Origin of the sequence: Curtobacterium sp. MCBD17_019, assembly GCF_003234555.1 — a bacterium.
Taxonomy (GTDB): domain Bacteria; phylum Actinomycetota; class Actinomycetes; order Actinomycetales; family Microbacteriaceae; genus Curtobacterium.
This window is the reverse complement of record NZ_QKTT01000002.1, coordinates 87,829-105,364: the sequence shown is the minus strand read 5'-3', so window position 1 is coordinate 105,364 and position 17,536 is coordinate 87,829. Positions and strand designations below refer to the sequence as shown.

At 70.7% G+C, this 17,536-nt stretch carries 13 protein-coding genes; 5 read left to right on the top strand and 8 right to left on the bottom strand.

Annotation, left to right across the window (positions count from 1 at the left end; translation table 11 throughout):
• Positions 1–84: 84 nt before the first annotated feature.
• Positions 85–312, bottom strand: coding sequence for a hypothetical protein (locus tag DEI82_RS15930; RefSeq protein ID WP_146242806.1), 228 nt, complete (start codon positions 310–312; stop codon positions 85–87).
• The gene (locus tag DEI82_RS15925; protein WP_146242805.1) at positions 309–593 is read right to left on the bottom strand and encodes a hypothetical protein; all 285 of its coding nucleotides are present in this window, start codon (positions 591–593) and stop codon (positions 309–311) included. The genes DEI82_RS15930 and DEI82_RS15925 overlap by 4 nt, the downstream gene beginning before the upstream one ends.
• 200 nt (positions 594–793) lie before the next feature.
• Here DEI82_RS15925 and DEI82_RS02380 point away from each other — a divergent pair, with 200 nt between their 5' ends.
• Entirely contained in the window at positions 794–1,510 is a 717-nt protein-coding gene (locus tag DEI82_RS02380; protein WP_111035816.1) for a TetR/AcrR family transcriptional regulator C-terminal domain-containing protein, read from the top strand.
• 182 nt (positions 1,511–1,692) lie between these two features.
• On the opposite strand, the gene DEI82_RS02375 is transcribed toward DEI82_RS02380, so the two are convergent.
• Entirely contained in the window at positions 1,693–2,889 is a 1,197-nt protein-coding gene (locus DEI82_RS02375; protein ID WP_111035685.1) for an MFS transporter, read from the bottom strand.
• 91 nt (positions 2,890–2,980) lie between these two features.
• On the opposite strand from DEI82_RS02375, the gene DEI82_RS02370 reads away from it, so the two are divergent.
• From DEI82_RS02370 to DEI82_RS02355, 4 genes are all read left to right on the top strand, one after another.
• Entirely contained in the window at positions 2,981–3,544 is a 564-nt protein-coding gene (locus DEI82_RS02370; protein WP_111035684.1) for a TetR/AcrR family transcriptional regulator, read from the top strand.
• Between the two features lie 309 nt (positions 3,545–3,853).
• Entirely contained in the window at positions 3,854–9,490 is a 5,637-nt protein-coding gene (locus DEI82_RS02360; RefSeq protein WP_181435073.1) for an RHS repeat protein, read from the top strand.
• Positions 9,491–9,547: 57 nt separating this feature from the next.
• Entirely contained in the window at positions 9,548–9,853 is a 306-nt protein-coding gene (locus DEI82_RS15920; RefSeq protein ID WP_146242804.1) for a hypothetical protein, read from the top strand.
• A 420-nt stretch (positions 9,854–10,273) separates the two neighbouring features.
• Positions 10,274–10,768, top strand: coding sequence for a hypothetical protein (locus DEI82_RS02355; RefSeq protein ID WP_111035681.1), 495 nt, complete (start codon positions 10,274–10,276; stop codon positions 10,766–10,768).
• Positions 10,769–10,941: 173 nt separating this feature from the next.
• On the opposite strand, the gene DEI82_RS02350 is transcribed toward DEI82_RS02355, so the two are convergent.
• From DEI82_RS02350 to DEI82_RS02330, 5 genes are all read right to left on the bottom strand, one after another.
• Positions 10,942–12,684 (bottom strand): discoidin domain-containing protein, encoded by a 1,743-nt coding sequence (locus tag DEI82_RS02350; RefSeq protein WP_111035680.1) that lies wholly within the window; start codon positions 12,682–12,684, stop codon positions 10,942–10,944.
• Between the two features lie 95 nt (positions 12,685–12,779).
• Positions 12,780–14,033, bottom strand: coding sequence for an RNA polymerase sigma factor (locus tag DEI82_RS02345; protein WP_111035679.1), 1,254 nt, complete (start codon positions 14,031–14,033; stop codon positions 12,780–12,782).
• The gene (locus tag DEI82_RS02340) at positions 14,030–14,416 is read right to left on the bottom strand and encodes a YciI family protein (RefSeq protein ID WP_111035678.1); all 387 of its coding nucleotides are present in this window, start codon (positions 14,414–14,416) and stop codon (positions 14,030–14,032) included. Before DEI82_RS02340 ends, DEI82_RS02345 begins: the two co-directional genes overlap by 4 nt.
• A 121-nt stretch (positions 14,417–14,537) precedes the next feature.
• Positions 14,538–15,728: a Fic family protein gene (locus tag DEI82_RS02335; protein WP_111035677.1), complete on the bottom strand. Its 1,191-nt coding sequence runs from the start codon at positions 15,726–15,728 to the stop codon at positions 14,538–14,540.
• Between the two features lie 181 nt (positions 15,729–15,909).
• A complete protein-coding gene (locus DEI82_RS02330) occupies positions 15,910–17,478 on the bottom strand; it encodes an alpha/beta hydrolase (protein WP_111035676.1) in 1,569 nt (522 codons plus the stop codon).
• Positions 17,479–17,536 lie beyond the last annotated feature (58 nt).

Here is a 17,536-nt window from a genome sequence, read left to right as displayed (position 1 = left end):
CTGTTGGTGGTCATGCCCTGCATTCTTTGGCTTCGCCATCGAGCGACCGACGCCGCCTGCTGGTGTTCCCGTTGAGGTTGTCGTTCACCTGAAGAAGTCGGCGTACTTCGGCCCCATGTCGCCGAAGGGCGGCACGTACTCGCTGCGGTCTTCGATTGCCTCTGCGGCTTGCGGACTGACGGTGGTCGAGCTGTCCTCGCGGAGCCGAGCTTCGATCATCGCCGCGAGCTCGCTCGGAGGCGTCAGCCCTCGGCGTCGCCACTCCCGCGGTGACCGCCGCAAGGCATCGAGTTCCGAGTTCCCCAACTTCATCTGACATTCCCTCTTTGCGTGTGGTGATCGCGCCAGACGGAGCGGCAGAACACGATGGGCATGTGCTGCAGTGCCATGCCGCACAGCATCCGTGTCTGGCCCTGAGGAGCTGCATCTCGTGAGCGCCGCGGGCTCCGCGAAGCGTTGCCTCGCTCTTCCGCTGCGATGCGCGGCGCGTCCTTCACAGACGGCTTCTCGTACCCCGCCCGGAGGACGCCGCTCTCGAAGTCCGCGTCGTCCAGGGGCGCGGAGGGTTCGGAGGAGTCGCTGTTGTCGATCACGTACTTCTCCTTCTCAGCGGCGTCGTCGTCCGAGCGCAGGTGCGGAGTCTCGAGGTGCGCACACCTGGCGCGCTTGTCCGGCTTACGGCGTAAGTCACGTCGGAACTTACGCCGTAAGCGCGGGTACCGTCACCAGGACCGGTCGCTGCCTCCCGGTGACCGGGAGGCGCGGGATCGCGAACCAGCAGGGAGACGTGTCGGTGGCAGAGCATCCGAGGACGAACCGGTCAGGATCGGGAGCGCCGAAGCTGAGTCGCGACCTCGTGGTCGAGACCGCGCTCGCGCAGATCGACCGGTCGGGCACGCAGGGCCTGTCGATGCGATCCCTCGCGCAGGAACTCGGTGTCGAGGCGATGTCCCTCTACCGGTACGTCCACGGGAAAGAGGATCTCCTCGAGGGGGTCGTCGCGTCACTGATGGGCGAACTGACCTCGCAGCTCGAGGAAGCGCAGGGGGAGCACTGGCAGGTCTTCCTGCAGACGGTCGCGCACGAGGTCCGCCGGATCGCCGACAGCCACCCGAAGGCGTTCCCGCTCGTGGCCACACGCCACCCGGCAGCACCGTGGCTGCGTCCGCCGCTCCGGAGCATCGAGGTCGTCAACACGTTCCTCACCGCGTTGACCAGGAACGGCTTCACCGATGCACAGGCCGTGAACGCCTACCGCGCGTTCAGCAGTTTCCTGCTCGGGCAGCTGCTGCTGCAGTCTGTCGTCCGCGGAGCCGAAGCAGGGCCCGCTGAGGAACCCCTCGACGAAGGAGGCGCCTCGGTCCCCGAGGGAGATGGATCGATGTCGTTGGACGCCGCGCCGGAGGTCCGTCGACTCCGGGCGTTGCTCAGCGAGGACCGGAGTGACGAAGAGTTCGAGGTGTCCCTCGAAAGTCTCCTCGATCGTCTCGACCGCGAGCTGTCGCAATGAGCAAGTCCGGGTAGCGCATCGGTCGGAGCACGACACCCATTCCCGCCTGGCCTCCACAGGGAATGGGTAACCGGGCAGTAGGGCACGTCAGAGTAACTGAACCTGCAGCAGTCCCTCATCACCGAGCCTGATGGCGTGTGCGGCACGGGCACGCAGGAGCCGGCCTCGGCGTTCGGCGCGGGTCAGCCGGTCACCGCAGCCGTCCGCTTGCCGGCGTGGAAGTGCACGAGCGCAGCGACGGCGACGAGCGCCACCACCAGCGCACCGTACGCGACGGCGGTCCGCTGCAGGCCCCAGACGCCAGCGGCGAGCCCGGCACCGAGCGCCGGCACGCTGAACGCGGCGTAGCTGACGATGTACATGGTCGCGAAGACCTGACCGCGCTGGTGCCCCGGCGCCTCCCGACCGAGCGCGTCGATGATGTGCCGGAACGTCGCGCCGTACCCGATGCCGGCGATCGCCGATCCCACGGCGTAGAGCGGGAGGGCGCCGAGCAGGGTGGCGGCCGTGGTGACACCGACGCCGGCGGCGAGCACGGCGGCGCCCGCGACCGAGCGGAGCCGTTCGGGGACGGTCGAGGCGAGTGCGGTCCCCGCGGTCCCGGCCACGAAGAAGACGGCGAGGACGACCCCGACCACGAAGTGGTCCTGCACGCCGAGCACCCCGCCGATGACGGACGACCCGAGCGACAGGTACAGGCCCGCGAGAGCCCAGGCGGCGCAGATGAGCGGGAGCAGCGCGAGGAACGTGGAGCGGACCTCCCGGGGGAGGCCCGCGGTCGGCAGCAGCGACCGGAGGAGCGATTCGCGCGGTACCGGACGGTCCTCGCTTCGTTCGCCGACCCTCCAGACCAGCGCCGCGAGCGCGAGGTCGACCGCGGCGAGCACCCAGAACACGAGCTGGCGCGGCAGGGGCGCGTACTCGACCAGGCCGCCGGCGAGGACGGCGCCGACGGCGATGCCGAGCGAGGGCACCGCGCTGCTCACGATCGAGCCGGACCGGGCGGTCGGGGCCGCGTCCACGATCATGGCCGTCAGTGTGCCGGTGGCCGCGCCGACCGCGAGACCCTGGAGGACCCGGGCTGCGATGAGCGCACCGGTCCCGTCGGCGCCGGCGAACACGAGCATCCCCACGGCGAGGACGAGCAGGGACGCCGAGGCCACCAGACGGCGACCGACCCGATCCGAGAGGGCGCCCACCGCGAGCAGGGCGACGAGCAGTGTCGCAACGTAGACCGCGAAGACGACCGTGAGGGTGAAGGTCGAGAAGTGCCACAACCGCTGGTACGTCGGGTACAGGGGCGCGGGGGCAGAGGCGGCGGTCAGGATCGCCGTGCCGGCCGCAGCGGCGATGGCGAACGCGACGGGTCGGGACGGCATGCGGACGGTCCTCCTTAACGCAGTGATCGTTGCGATAAGAACGTTAGGTCAGGACCGACACAAAAGCAACGGACGTTGCGACAATGGAGGCATGCCCTCCTCGGAACCGGTCAGCCGTCCCGGCGGGCGGAGCGCGCGCGTCCTCGAGGCCGTCTACGCGGCCGTCGGCCAGCTGGTCGGCGAGGGCGCAGAGCGGATCACCTTCCCGCTCGTCGCCGAACGGGCCGGCGTGAACCCGACGACGCTGTACCGACGGTGGCCGGACGTCGGCGCACTCCTGCAGGACGCCACGGTGGCGGCACTCACGCGTGAGGGGGACCCGGTTCCCGACACCGGGTCGCTCGACGGCGACCTCATCGGCTGGGCCACCGCCGTGGTCCGGGACATCGGCCGGATCGAGCGCGCACGGTTCCTGCGTGCGATGGTGTCGGCGCGGACGGACCTCGTGGTGCACTGCGCCGTCACGGAGCGGCGTCGGGAACAGGCCGCTGCCGTGATCGGCCGGGCCGCCGCCCGTGGTGAAGCATCGCCGACCGTCGACCAGGTCCTCGATCACGTGATCGCACCGCTGTACTACCGGACGGTGTTCGCCCTGCCGGTGAGCGAGGAGGACGCGGTGCGGTTGGTGGGGGACGTGCTCGCGATGGCGCGGTGAGCCGGAGCGGGGCTCCGTGGCCCGCCATGACTTCGGCTGGATGAGGGTCCTGACAGTAACGGGTCCCTCGACCCCCGGAAACATCGCGCACCCCTCGGACAGGGGTGCCCAGCGCCGTCACGCTGCTCGCTAGCATCGCGCCTGAGTGAGAGTCGCTCGTACTTCTCACCGATCGCACTCTGGGGGAAGCATGGCCGGCATCGTGGCGCGGGCGTATCGGCTATCGGCGTCAGCCGCATGAGCCACCACGGACGTGGCCTGCGCTCGAGAGCATCTCTGAGTCGGGCTGCCGTCGTCACGATCGGAGTCATGGCGGTCGTCGCAGCCGCGCTGACCGCGACACCGGCGACGGCCGCGTCGCTCAGCGCGGCCCCGGGGACGTCGGTCACCGGCCACGTCGCGAGCCCGGCCCTCGTCGCCGCCGCGCCGGCATCCTCCACGAGCGTCAGCACGCCCGCGGTCAGCCGGCTCTCCGGGACGTACACGGTGGCCCTGAATGCGACGCGCTGGACCGCGGTCGGCGGGACCGGCATCCAGGTCAAGTCGCAGGGCAGCTCGTCCAGTGCGGTCCGGAGCGTCTCGATCAGTGTCGTGAGCCCGACCGCCGCCCAGGCGCGGCACCTCGACGGCCTGGCTCTCGACATCAAGCGGACCGATCGCACCACGCGGTCCGGGGCGGTCCAGCTCGAGGTGCCGAGGAGCCTGCTGACGAACGCCGGCGGCGCTGACGTCGCGGACCGGACGACCTGGGTGACCCTGCCCGCCGGAGTGGCGCTCTCGGCGACGAACGCGACGGCGGTGACGACGACGGCGAGCTCGGGCTCAGTCGTGCTCACCCCGAAGGTCACCACGACGGCGACCACGGTCGCGGCGACGAGCGGACCGGTGTCGGCCAGCGGCACTGGATCGTTCGCCGCGGCCCCGACCGTGCCGTCCGCGGCCCCGACCGTGCCGTCATCCGCTGCGACCGTGCCGTCATCCGCTGCGACCGTGCCGTCATCCGCCCCGACGATCGCGTCCTCCGCCGCGACCGTCCCGTCGTCCGCTCCGTCCGTCGCGTCGTCCGCCCCGGACGTCGCCGCACAGACGGGGTCCCTCTCGTGGACCTACCCGATGACGGTCCCGCCTGCGGCCGCGGGCCCGACCCCGCACCTCGCGCTCGCGTACGACTCGCAGTCGGTGGACCGCGAGACCGGTTCCACGAACAACCAGCCCTCGGCGATCGGCGACGGATGGAGCCTCACCGGCGGCGGGTCCATCCAGCGACAGTACGTCTCGTGCTCGCGGGACGACAGCGCCGCCGTCACGTCCTCCGGCGACCTCTGCTGGAGGACCGACAACGCGACCCTCGAGCTCGACGGCCGCAGCACACCCCTGGTCCGCGACAGCGCAACGGGTGCGTGGCACCTGCAGACGGACGACGGGTCCCGCCTCGAGCACCTGGTCGGGACGGCGCACGGCTGCGCCGCGAACGGGACGTCCGACACCGACTGCTGGCGCCTCACGACCACCGACGGCACCCAGTACTGGTTCGGGCTGAACGAGCTGCCCGGCTGGGCCAAGGGCAAGGCCACCACGAACTCCGCCTGGACGGTCCCCGTGTTCGGGAATGGCGCCGGTGAGCCCTGCCACGCGTCGACCTTCGCGTCGTCCTCGTGCATGCAGGCGTGGCGGTGGAACCTCGACTACGTCGTCGACACGCACGGCGACGCCGAGGCGTACTACTACGACGCCGAGACGAACAGCTACGGGAAGGACGGCAGCAGCACCACCTCGTACACCCGCGGCGGACAGCTCGACCACGTCGACTACGGCCTGACCAGGAGCACGGTGTACTCGTCGAACGCGGCCACGGCCCGGGCCTCGTTCGGTTACGACGCCTACGGCCGGTGCAGCGACACCACGCACAAGACGTGCGCCAAGGAGAGCATCACCGCGGCGGCGACCAAGCCGGCCACCGCCTCCGCCTACCCCGATGTGCCCTGGGACCAGTCGTGCAGCGCCAGCTGCTCCGCGCACCGCGTCCCCACGTTCTGGACCGACGCGATGCTCGACACCGTCACCACGAGCGTCCGTTCGGGTTCGGGCTACGCGGCCGTCGACAAGTGGACCCTGTCGCACTCGTTCCCCTCGCCCGGCGACGGCACGAGCGCGGCCCTCTGGCTGACCCAGGTGCAACACACCGGGTACGCCGGGAGCACGAGCATCAGTGAGCCCGCGACCAGGTTCGCGGGTGTCAGGATGCAGAACCGGGTGTCCGCGACGGGCGGGCTGGCGCCGCTCGACAAGTGGCGGATCTCGTCGATCACCGCCGCGACGGGCGCGGTGACCTCGGTGAACTACTCCGCACAGCAGTGCACCGCAGCGCGGGCGACGGCGATCGAGGCGGCAGCGGCGAGCAACGACGAGCGGTGCTTCCCGCAGCCGTGGGCATCGTCCGTGGTGCCGGCGGCCGCAGCGCGCCAGGACCTGTTCCACGAGTACGTGGTCACGAGCGTCGTCCGCGACCCGAAGACCGGCGGCGGGAACGACCCCGCGCAGGAAACCGACTACGTCTACACCGGAACACCGGCCTGGAGGTACGACACGAGTCCGTCGACGCCGGTCGCGCAGCGCACGTGGTCGGTCCCGGCGGGCTTCGACCGGGTCGAGGTGCGCGAGGGCGCGCCCACGACACCGTCGGCCCAGAAGACCACGGACTACACGTTCTTCCGGGGCCTCGACGGCGATCGCGCTGCCGCCAGCGGTGGGACGAAGACCGTCGCCGTCACCGGGACGACGATCCCTGACGCGCGGTGGTTCGCGGGCCGGGTGTACGAGGAGAAGGACCTCGACGGGGTCGGCGGCTCGCTGTTGTCCGGCACCGTGCACGCCCCGTGGGCCGGGAGCGTCGAAGCGGACGACGGCCTCGACACGGCCCGGGTCGTCGCCGACGGGAACAGCACCACCACGGAGCCGATCGCGTCCGGTGGGAGCCGCACCACGCAGACCACGGCGACGTACGACGCCCACGGGGACCCGACGTCCGTGACCACCGCGACGTCGGACGCCGGCACCACGTGTGTCACGACGTCCTACGCGCCGGCGAACACCGACGCCTGGATCGTCGACCTGCCACAGGAGGTGACGGAGACCGGCGCTGCCTGCGGTGGCGACCCGGGCCTCCCGGCCGACGTGGTGTCGGACACCGAGACGAGCTACGACGGGCACGCGTTCGGCGCCGCGCCGACCGTCGGCGACGCGACGTCCACCCGGAAGGTCACGTCGTACAGCGGATCCACACCGGTGTGGACGACGACCGACACGAGCACGTACGACGCACTCGGCCGGAAGACCAGTTCCCGTGACGCGCTCGGCCGGACGACCACGACCGCCTACACGCCGACGGTCGGCGGGCCGGTCACGCGCGTGACCACGACCAACCCGATGGGCTGGACGAGCACCACCGGGTACGACGGCACGCGCGGCGAGGTCCTCACGCAGACCGCGGCGGACGGCGGTCTCACCACGACCGCGTACGACGCCCTCGGGCGCCGTACCGACGTGTGGCTGCCCGGTCGGCCACGCGCGACGTACCCGACGTCGCCGTCCTACGCCTACGCCTACACCGAGTCGCAGACCGCGCCGTTCGCGGTCGCCACCACCACCTTGAACGCCACCACGAGCGTGACGACCGACACCCTGTTCGACGGCCTCGGGCAGCAGGTCCAGACGCAGGCGCCCTCTCCCTCCGGCGGCTCGATCGTCACGGACGACCAGTACGACGCCCAGGGGCGCGTGGTCGTCGTCGACCACGACTACTGGGCGAGTGCGGTGGCGCCGTCGGCCAGGCTGTTCGTGCCCGCGAACCAGCAGCAGATCCAGTCGTCGACCCAGACGCAGTACGACGCGGCCGGACGCACGCTGGCGACGGCCACGCGGTCCTTCGGCAAGGAGCTGTACCGGACGACGGACACCTACCCGGGGAGCGACGAGGTCGTCACCACGCCGCCGAGCGGTGGGATCCCGACGGCGACCTCCACGGACTCGCTCGGGCGGCGGACGAAGCTCGTGCAGTACCTGGGCAGCACGCCGTCGAGCAGCACGGCGGCCGCCACGACCACGTACGGGTACGACGCCGCCGGGCAGATGACCTCGATGACCGATCCGGCCGGCAACGAGTCGCGGTGGACGTACGACCTCCAGGGCGACCAGGTGTCCGCCGTCGACCCCGACTCCGGGACGACGACCGCCACCTACGACCTGGACGGCGAGCAGCTCACCCGAACGGACGCGCGGGGACGGACGGTCGCGTACACGTACGACGACGACGGCCGGAGGACCGCCGAGTACGACGGCAGCACCAGCGGCGCGCTGCTCGACTCGTGGACCTACGACAGCCGCAAGGTCGGTCAGCTGACGTCATCGTCGAGCTACACGGGCTCGGTGCCCGGTGTTCCCGGCGCCGCGTACACGACGTCCTACTCCGGGTACAACGCGTACGACGAGCCCACGGGCGAGACGATCTCCATCCCGTCGTCGGCACCCGCGTTCGGTGGCACGACCTACACGCTCGCCTACGGGTACGCGGTGGATGGTTCGCTCCTCGCGACCACGTACGGAGCGATGGGGGGCCTCGCGGCCGAGAAGGTCGTGACGAACTACAGCGCGCTGGGCGACCCGGTCGGGATCGGCGGCGCGGCCGACTATGGTGACGTCCTCGTGAACGCGCTCGGCCAGGTCGCGCAGATCGACCGCGGCGGAACCGTGGCGAACTCCTCCGCCTACTCGTACGACGAAGCGACCGGGGCGCTCACCGGCATCGAGGACATGACCGGCACCGGATCCGCCACCGTGGTCCAGGCCGACCGGACCTACCACCGGAGCGACGCCGGCGTCATCACCTCGGCGATCACGACCGGCGCGGCGGGGGCCGAGACGCAGTGCTTCGGCTACGACTCGCTCCAGGAGATCACCAACGCCTGGACCCCCGCCTCGGGTGCCTGCGCCAGCGCTCCCACGGCCGCAGGCCTCGGCAGCGCTGCGCCCTACTGGCACAGCTACACCTACGACACCGGCACCGGGAACCGCCTGTCCGAGACCGACCACTCCACCACCGGTGGTCCGGACACGACGAGCACGTACGCCTACCCGGCAGCGGGCTCGAACCAGCCCCACGCCGCACAGTCGGTGACCACGACCGACGGGACCACCACGACGACCGACCAGCTCGCCTACGACGCGGACGGTGACACCACGAGCCTCGACGGGCGCGCTGTGGCGTACGACGCTGACGGCGGGGTGCAGTCGATCACCGCGGCGGACGGTGGCCAGGTGCAGGGTGACGTCCATGACGCGAACGGCCGCCTGCTGCTGCAGGACGACCGCGTCGACGGCGCCTCCCTCGTCATCGGCGACACCGAGCTCCACCAGGCGCCGGGGTCGACCACCGTGACTGCGTCGCGCACGTACTCCGTCCGGGGCATCACCGTCGCCGAGCGGGACACCGACGGCACCGGTGCCGCGACCGTCTGGTTGCTCGACGCCGACGTCGACGGGACCGTCGACCTCGAGAGCAACTCGCGGACCGGTGCGGTCGTGCGGCGGTGGCTCGACCCGTTCGGCGTCGCCGTCAGCAGCGGTGCCGGCTGGAGCTCCGACCGCGGCTTCCTGGACCAGCCGACCTCGAGCTCCACGGGGCTGACCGAGGTCGGACCGCGGGTCCTCGACTCCGCGCTCGGGCGGTACCTCGCGCCCCAGACCGTTCCCGGAGCCGGAGCCGGAGCCGGAGCCGGACCCGACCCCAGGCCGACGGGCGTGCCGCAGTCGGACCAGTACTCGTATGGCGCGAACGATCCGGTGACGCCGACTGGTCCGGGCGGCGCGTGGTCCTCCACGGTCACGGGCCCGCAGGCGTCGGCCAGCCTGGAAGACTGCCGCGACCATCACCTATACGAGCGCGGATGACGGGATTCGAGTTGTGGTTGATTGGGAGACGGGCCGAGTTGTGACGGTGAGACCGCAATGATCGAAGGCGATGCGCGTGCTCGAGGCAACATCGCTCACGCCCAGCGTCTCATCCTCCTATTGGAATCCGGAGCCACGTCGTTCCCGGTTTTCTGCTCGGAGATCGAGAATTCGCTGCGAGAACTCGACGGATACTTCGATGCTCATGGGTCGCTCATCGATAGTTGGGAGTACTTCGAGACCGTGAATGCCCTGATGCTGGAGAGTGAAGCTTTTCGCTCAGACATACGGACGGTAGAAGAGCACTTGAATAGACTGCGCGAAGACCTCGCGCGCCTCTCCGAGACGTCATCAGGAGAATGACGGCATGGGAGTGCGGCGAGAGCGAACGCGGAGTCGGGTCAATCCTTCTGCGCCTTTTCACTGCTTGCTCCGGTCCTCGTGTTCCGGTCCCGACTTCCGCAGACCCTGCCAGAACCTGGGTCGCCGCAGACCATGGCAGATTTGTCACTCCTCCGTGCGGGCGAGTCGAGGCTATTGCAGTGCCTGCAAACGTACTCATCTCTCGTGCGGGCGAGAACAGTGCTCCGTTGAGAGCAGACGGGACGATGAGTCGAGTCGAAGCGTCGCTTTCTCATCAAGCGGCGCGCGGTTCTTGGTAGTCCTGGTGATCATTGCACTTGCCGGTGAACTCTCGGACAAAGCATTTCCTGCTCGGTATGTTCCCGGCTCACCGGATGAGATCCTACCTCGTAGTTCGAGAACGCCGCAGATTGGACTGCCGTGATATTGTCTTCGCTCCTGTCCTCGGAGGCTACGATCCTGAAACCGCTCCGGTCCCAGGAGCTGGACGATGTCCTCGTCGAGGCGCAGCTCGTATCGATGACCGTGGACACCGTGTTCCCCTGCGTAGACCTGTTGTTCGATGCCCGAGGTGCGCTCAGCGGTGAGGAGTATCCGGTCGCGGCGCTGCGGCTGTCCGGGGCCGCCTCCGTGCGATCCAGGCTCTTCGACGGGCTCCTGTCGTCGGATCCGCGAGCTCTGATTCTCGAGCGAGTGGAGTTTGCGCCTCACCTAACCGGACTCAAAACGATCGTCACTGCGATTGATGGTGCCTGGCTTGAGGTGGAACATCTGAAGGGCACGCTTGTTCGTGCTCACCTAGAAAAATCCCTTCAGATTCCGGACTATGAGAGGGACGGGTTAGTGGAGATCCGAGCCCAAACGCCCTCGTGGCAAAGTGCTTGCCGGGAACCCGCTTCAATCATTCGTTACTGATTGCATGACGCTTCGCTCACCCGGGCCAGCTATGTGTGGCTCATCAGGACGTTCTGACACACATGAGGGACTGTGCCGCAGCCGTGGCATCGGTGTGGAGTTCTCGCGCTGAGCGTGTCACCCAGCGCTCAGCCGCGCTCTCGTTGACCGCGGTTTCCGGGGGACGGGAGGACCTAGCTGACCCGCACGGACCCCGTCTCGATCCCCACGTTCCCGTGCCCGTCGAGCGCGTACACCGCGATCTTCCACACGCCCGCCGTGCTCGGCGCGCTGATGCGGAGGGTGCTTGCGCCGGTGCTCGTGGCGGCGACCTGCTGCATGGCGGCGTTGCCGTCGATGTACTTGCTCGTCTCCCACACCTGGTAGGTGATCGGGTCGCCGTCGGGGTCGGTCGCGGGTGCGGCGATCGCGATGGACGACCCGGGGGCAGCGCCCGTCGAGGGGGTCAGTGTCAGGCTGGTCATGACCGGTGGCGTGTTCCCGGTGACGGACCCGCGGTAGGCCTTCTCGACGGCGTAGTAGCCGAGCCGCTTGAGCCCGTCGGTCCGCAGGTTGAGCCAGACGCCCGGCTCGTCGTTCTCGGTGCCGTAGTTGAACATCGTCGCGCCGAGCGCCACTCCCGGGTCACCGACGATGTCGCTCCAGGCGTTCGTGTAGGCCTGGGCGGCCGCGGTGTCCGTGGGCTGGCGGGGGATCCCGTTCGCGTCGTCCGCGACCTCCCACGAGCCGGCCGGCCCGGTCTCGGTGACGAGGTACGGCTTGCTGTACCCGCCGCTCGCCCAGGCCTGCTTGACGCCGGAGATCCCGTTGTAGGTGTTCACCGCGTACAGGTCGAGGTCCGGCGCGTACTTGGCGTAGTACGCCCAGGCGCCGGTCCAGGCGTCCGTCGAGGTCACCGGGTGGTTCGGGTCGATGGCGTGGATGGCGGTGGCGACCTGCTCGACGTACTTGGCGTACGCCACCCGCTCGGTTTCGCTCTGGCCGATCATGACCTCGTTCCCGACGTCCCACATCAGCAGGCCCGGCTTGCTCCGGTAGGCCGTGACCGTGGCCTGGATGCTGGCGAGCGTCGACGACTCGTACGACGTGTTGGTCGCGTAGTCTGCGTTCTGGTCGAGCCACAGCCCCGCGACGACGTGGAGGCCGTTCGCCGCGGCTGCGTCGAACAGCTGCCCCGACGACGAGTCCGTGCCCCAGGTGCGCACGGTGTTCGCGCCCATCGCGGCGACGTCCGGCATGGAGGTGGCGGCCTGCGCGTTCGCGGGCCCGAACGTCACGCCCTTGACGAGGTACGGCTTGCCGTCGACCGCCAGCTGCCAGTGCCCCGGGGTGCCCGTCACGTGCACTCCGGTGGTCGGGGCAGCGGTCGGGGTCGGAGTAGGCGTCGGGGTCGGCGTGGGGGTCGCCGTGACCGGCGTGCCCGACACCTGGAACTCCCACAGCGAGTACCCGTACTGCGTCGCCCGCTTGACGCCGAGCATCCGCACGTAGCGACCGGTCGCGGCGACCTTGGTCGTGGTGACACCGCCCGTGCCGGCGGTCGTGCTCGCGACGGTCTTCCAGGTCGTGGCGTCGCTCGAGACCTGCAGTTTGTAGGCCTTGGCGTAGGCGGCCTCCCACCGGAGCGTGATGCTCGAGATCGCGGCCCGCGCGCCGAGGTCGATCCGCAGCCACTGCGCGTCGCTCCGAGCACTCGACCATCGCGTCGTCGTGTTGCCGTCGACCGCCATGGCCGCCGTGTGCGCCGAGCTCTCGACCGAGGACGCCGTGACGGGCTTGCCCTGTGACAGCAGGGTGGCGGCCGCGCTCGCCGAGGACGGCGTGCGGACGGCGGCCAGCAGGACGGCCAGGAGGACCGCGGCGACCACCATGACCCCGGTCCGGACAGCGGCGCTGGCGCTGGTGCTGGATCGCATCGAGTTCCTCTCGTCGGCCGGACCAGGGTAGGCAGCGCCGCGCGGATCACGCGACCCTCGGACGAGGGGATGTGGGCGAACCGAGCGATGAGCACTCAGCCTCGCTCGACCCCCGCGTAGACCGCCCGCCGCGCGAGCAGGTGATCTCGCTCGGCCGTGTTCTCGACCAGGGCGAGCGCGCGATCGCACGCGACCACGGCCTCCTCGGGCTGCCCGCTGCGGTGGAGCAACTCGGCGCGCGTCGCCGCGAGGTGGTGGTTCCGGGTGAGCTGGGAGTCGTCCCGCAACCGCTGGAGTTCGACGAGGGCGGCGGCAGGGCCGTCGACCTCGGCGGTGGCGACCGCCCGGGCGAGCAGGACCATGGGGGACGGCCACGCGCGGGCGAGCGCGTCGTACAGCGCCCGGATCTGCCTCCAGTCCGTTGCCGCGGTGGACGGCGCCTCGGCGTGCAGGACGGCGATCGCGGCCTGCAGCGCGAAGCGTCCGGGCCGGGGCCGGAGCGCTCGGAGTGCGCGGTCGCGGGCCTCCTCGATCATGGCGCGGTCCCAGCGGCTCCGGTCCTGGTCGGCGAGCGGGACGAGCGCGCCGGCGGCGTCGACCCGCGTGCTGCGTCGGGCGTCGGTCGCGAGCATGAGCGCGAGCAGGCCCTGCACCTCGGGGTCGTCGGGCAGCACCGCCACGAGCATCCGTCCGAGTTCGATGGCCCGGTCCAGGAGGTCCGGCTGCAGCAGTCCCGCACCGGACGGAGCCGTGTGGCCGGCCGTGAACACGAGGTGCACGGTGGCGAGGACCATCGGCAGTCGGTGCGGGAGCTCGGCGGTCGGCGGGGTGCGGAACGGGATCCGCGCGTCGTGGATCTTCCGCTTCGCCCGGGTGAGCCGGGCTGCCATGGTCGCCTCCGGCACCAGGAGCAGCCGCGCGGCGTCCGCGGTGGGGATCCCGCACGCCAGACGGAGCGTCAGCGCGAGCTGCGACTCGGGGGCGAGCGCCGGGTGACAGCACAGGAACACCAGGTCGAGGCGGCGATCGGGGGTGTCCTGCGGCTCCGACGGGGACGGCGACGGATCCGGCTCGACGAGCAACGGGAGCTTCCGCCGCAGCGTCATCGCCCGGCGGACGGCGTCGAGTGCGCGACGACGGGACACCGTCGCGAGCCAGGCCACCGGGTCGTCGGGCACGCCGCCGGTCGACCAGGCCTCGATCGCCGTGGCCGACGCCTCCTGCACGCACTCCTCGGCCAGGTCGAGATCGCGCGTCACCCGCGCCGTGGCGGTGAGGAGGCCCGCCCACCCGCGGCGGTGGGCCTCCTCGAGCGCTGCGCGCACCACCGCCGGGGTCGTGCCCGTCATGCCCCGTCGGCGGCGGGGACGCCAGGAGCCTGCCCGGAGGCCGCTCTCACGTCGCCGCGGACCCATCCGCCGACCACCGGCCGGACCTCCACCGCGCCGCCCTGCCACGTGGCCGGGTTGCGGGCGGCGATCGCGAGTGCAGCGTCGAGGTCGGGCGCCTCGATGATGCCGAGGCCGGCGATGACCTCCTTCGTCTCGGCGAACGGGCCGTCGCTGACCACGCCGTCCCGGACGGTGGTGGTCACCTCGGGCGGTGTCAGCGCGAAGGCCGCCACGAGCGCGCCCGACGCAATGAGGTCGGCGGCGTGCTGGTCGTGTTCGGCGAGGTCGTCGGCGGTGGCCGGACCTGCACCGGGGTAGATGAGGATCGCGTACTGGGTCATGTCGTCTCCCGTCGTCGTCGCCGGTGGTTCCACCGGTACTCCCTTGTCGAACGGGGTGTGCGGGAATCGACAGGCGGCGCGGACGACGTTTCCACAGGGGCAGGGTCGGGACGCGTTCCGACTACCCGCGGCGCTCTGCCGTGATGGCGTTCCGGATGCGCAGGTCGAGGTCGTCGAGTTCGTCGAGGACGTCGCGCGCCGCGAACACACGGTCACGCTTCCGGTCCGTGACCTCGTGGATCACGCCGGAGTCCTCGAGTCGAGCGACAGCGCGGAACACCGTCTGCTCGTCGCGATGCGTCTCATGGGCCATCTGCTCGACGGTGAACACCGGGAGCGCGAGGAGATGGTCGATGACGTCCTCCGCGCCCGAACCCCGGCGTGGGCTGGCGGCGGCACGCCAATCGGAGGGCAGGGTGCGGAACAGCGCGGCCGTGTGCTCCGACTCACGGGCAGCGATCTGCGTGGAGAGCGCGATGTCCTCGACGATGCGGTCCGCGTCGCCATCCCGGTAGGCAGTGAGCGAGTCGAAGTAGTGCTCTGTGTCGGCCGAGAGCGCCGAGGCGACCGGCACGACCGTGCTCCGGGCAACGCCGCGACGGCGGAGCACGGCACCGAGGAGCGCTCGTCCGATGCGGCCGTTGCCATCGGTGAACGGGTGGATGGTCTCGAACTGCGCGTGCACGATCGCGGCCTGCGCCACGGGATGGACGTCGTCGGCGTTCGCGAACGTGATCAGGTCAGTCATGAGGTCGTCGACGGTCTCGGCCGGTGGCGGGACGTAGAGCGCGCCTCGCGGACTGTGGTCGCTGCCGCCGATCCAGTTCTGGACGTCACGGAGTCGCCCGGCGGAGATGCGCTCGGACGGACCTTCCGACATCAGGGCGTGGTGCGCGGCCAGGATCGCGTCGAGGGTGATCGCCGGGTGCGCCGTGTCGATCAACTTCGTCATGGCGCGACCGGCGGACACCATCGAGACGGCCGACGAGTTCGACCGGACCCCGCCCAACGCACGCGCGAAGTCCTCGACGGACGCCGTGACGTGCTCGATCTTCGACGAGGCGACGGACTCAGTCCTGACGAGGAACCCGGCGAGCGGTCGGAGGACGTCGGCGTAGGTCTCCTCGAGCGTCCGCACCTCGCGCATCGCGCGCTCGAGTTCTCGCGAGGCCACGGCCGTGAAGGGGAGCCCGGCGATGTGCGGTGGCACCGAGACCTCGACCTCGGTCAGGCGCCGATCGGCAGAGGACCCACGCCGTGAGGACGGAGTCCACGGAACGGTCCGGAACGTCCGCGCGGGCCAGGACACCACGTCTCCCTCCTGCACACAACTGACATCAGCGAGGGTCAAACTATCAGTTGTGGCCCGTAAGTGACAGTAACGGCGCCGCTATTCTCACTTAGAAGCGACAACTGACAGTAACGGGAGCATTGCTGTCACTTCCGAGGCCAGCGGGCGGGCCCCCCGCTCAGCGTCTCAGCGTCTCAGCGTCTCAGCGGCATCGCGGATCGCGACTCGGCACGAGCCCCTGCACGAGGTACGCGTCCACCGTGTCGTCGACGCACTCGTCGCCGTAGTTGTACGCCAGGTGCCCCTCGCCGACGTGGGTGACGAGGTGCCCGGACGGGAACAGCGCTGCCAGTGTCTTCGCCTGGTGGTAGGGGGTCGCGGGGTCGCCGGTCGAGCCGATGACGAGCACGGGGTCCTGCCCGCCGTGTGTCGGGGGCGGCGGGGACGCGACCATGCCGTCCGGCCACTGCCCGCAGGTGACGTCACCGTACGCCTGGTAGGGGCCGAGCGTCGGTGCCGCGTGCGCCAGCTGCTTCGCCTCGTGGCGCATGTCCGCGGTCACGTCGTCGGCGCCGCCGTCGAGGCAGCCGATCGCGGTGAACGCCTCGGTCGCGTTGTCCCAGTACTTCCCGTTCGATCGCCGGCCGTTGTAGGCGTCGGCCGCGTGGAACGCCTTGGCCGGGTCGCCGGCCGCGACGCCGCGGAGCATGGTGGTCAGGGCGGGCCACTGGGTGGTGCTGTACAGGTCGTTGACGATCGCGGTCGAGAGCGTCGCCCCGTCGAGTCGCCGCCCGTCGCTCGCCATCAGGGGATGCGTGTCGGCCGCGTGCAGCAGGTGACGGATCCGGCTCATCGCGTGGTCGACGGTGCCCGTGAAGGGGCAGGTGGCGTCGCCGACGACGGCGCTCTCCGATCCGCGGACGCAGGCCCGGGCCCAGGCGCGGAGGTCGCCCTCGAAGCCCTTCGCCTGCGCCACGACGCCGTCGGTGGAGGTCGGGGTCCAGATGTCGACGGCACCGTCGAGCACGAACCTGCCCACGTGGTGAGGGTAGAGGGACGCGTAGACACTGCCGAGCTCGGTGCCGTACGAGTACCCGAGGTAGTCGAGGCGCGGCATGCCGAGGTCGGCGCGGAGGAGCTCCATGTCGCGGGCGGCGCTCACCGTGTCGACGTGCCCGAGCAGCGCTCCGGTGTGCTCGGCGCAGTCGTGGGCGAACGTCCGGGCACGCTCGCGGTCCGCGGCGAGCCACGTGCTCGATCCGATGGTGCCGGGGAGGACGCTGTAGAGGTACCGGTCGAGCTCGGCGGCGCCACCGCAGTGCACCGCGCTCGAGTACCCGACGCCGCGGGGGTCGAACCCGACGACGTCGTAGTGCCGCGCGACCGTGGCCGTGACGGCGTTCCGGACGCTGCTCCCGACGAGGTCGACGCCGGACTCACCCGGCCCGCCGGGGTCGACGAGCAGCGTGCCGAGGCGCTTGCCGGTGGCGGGGTGCTCGATGAGCGCCAGGTGGATCGCGCGCGTGCCCGGGTCCTCCCAGTCGAGCGGGGCCTCCACGGCGGCGCAGCGGTCGTGACCGCACGCGGTCCAGTGGACGGCCTTCGTGAACTCGCCGAGGACCAACCGGTGCGCGATCACCGGCCCGGTCGTGAACGCGGCGATCGCCCCACCGATCAGCCCGGCGAGCACCGCCACCACGATGAGCAGCAGGACACCCCCGGTGCGGCGTTCGGTGGTCCCCGGATGCTCCCCGGTCGTCCAGTAGGTCACGTGCTCCCCCTCGTCGGCCCGGGAACGCTACCAGTCGTGCCGTCCGCCGCGGTCCTCC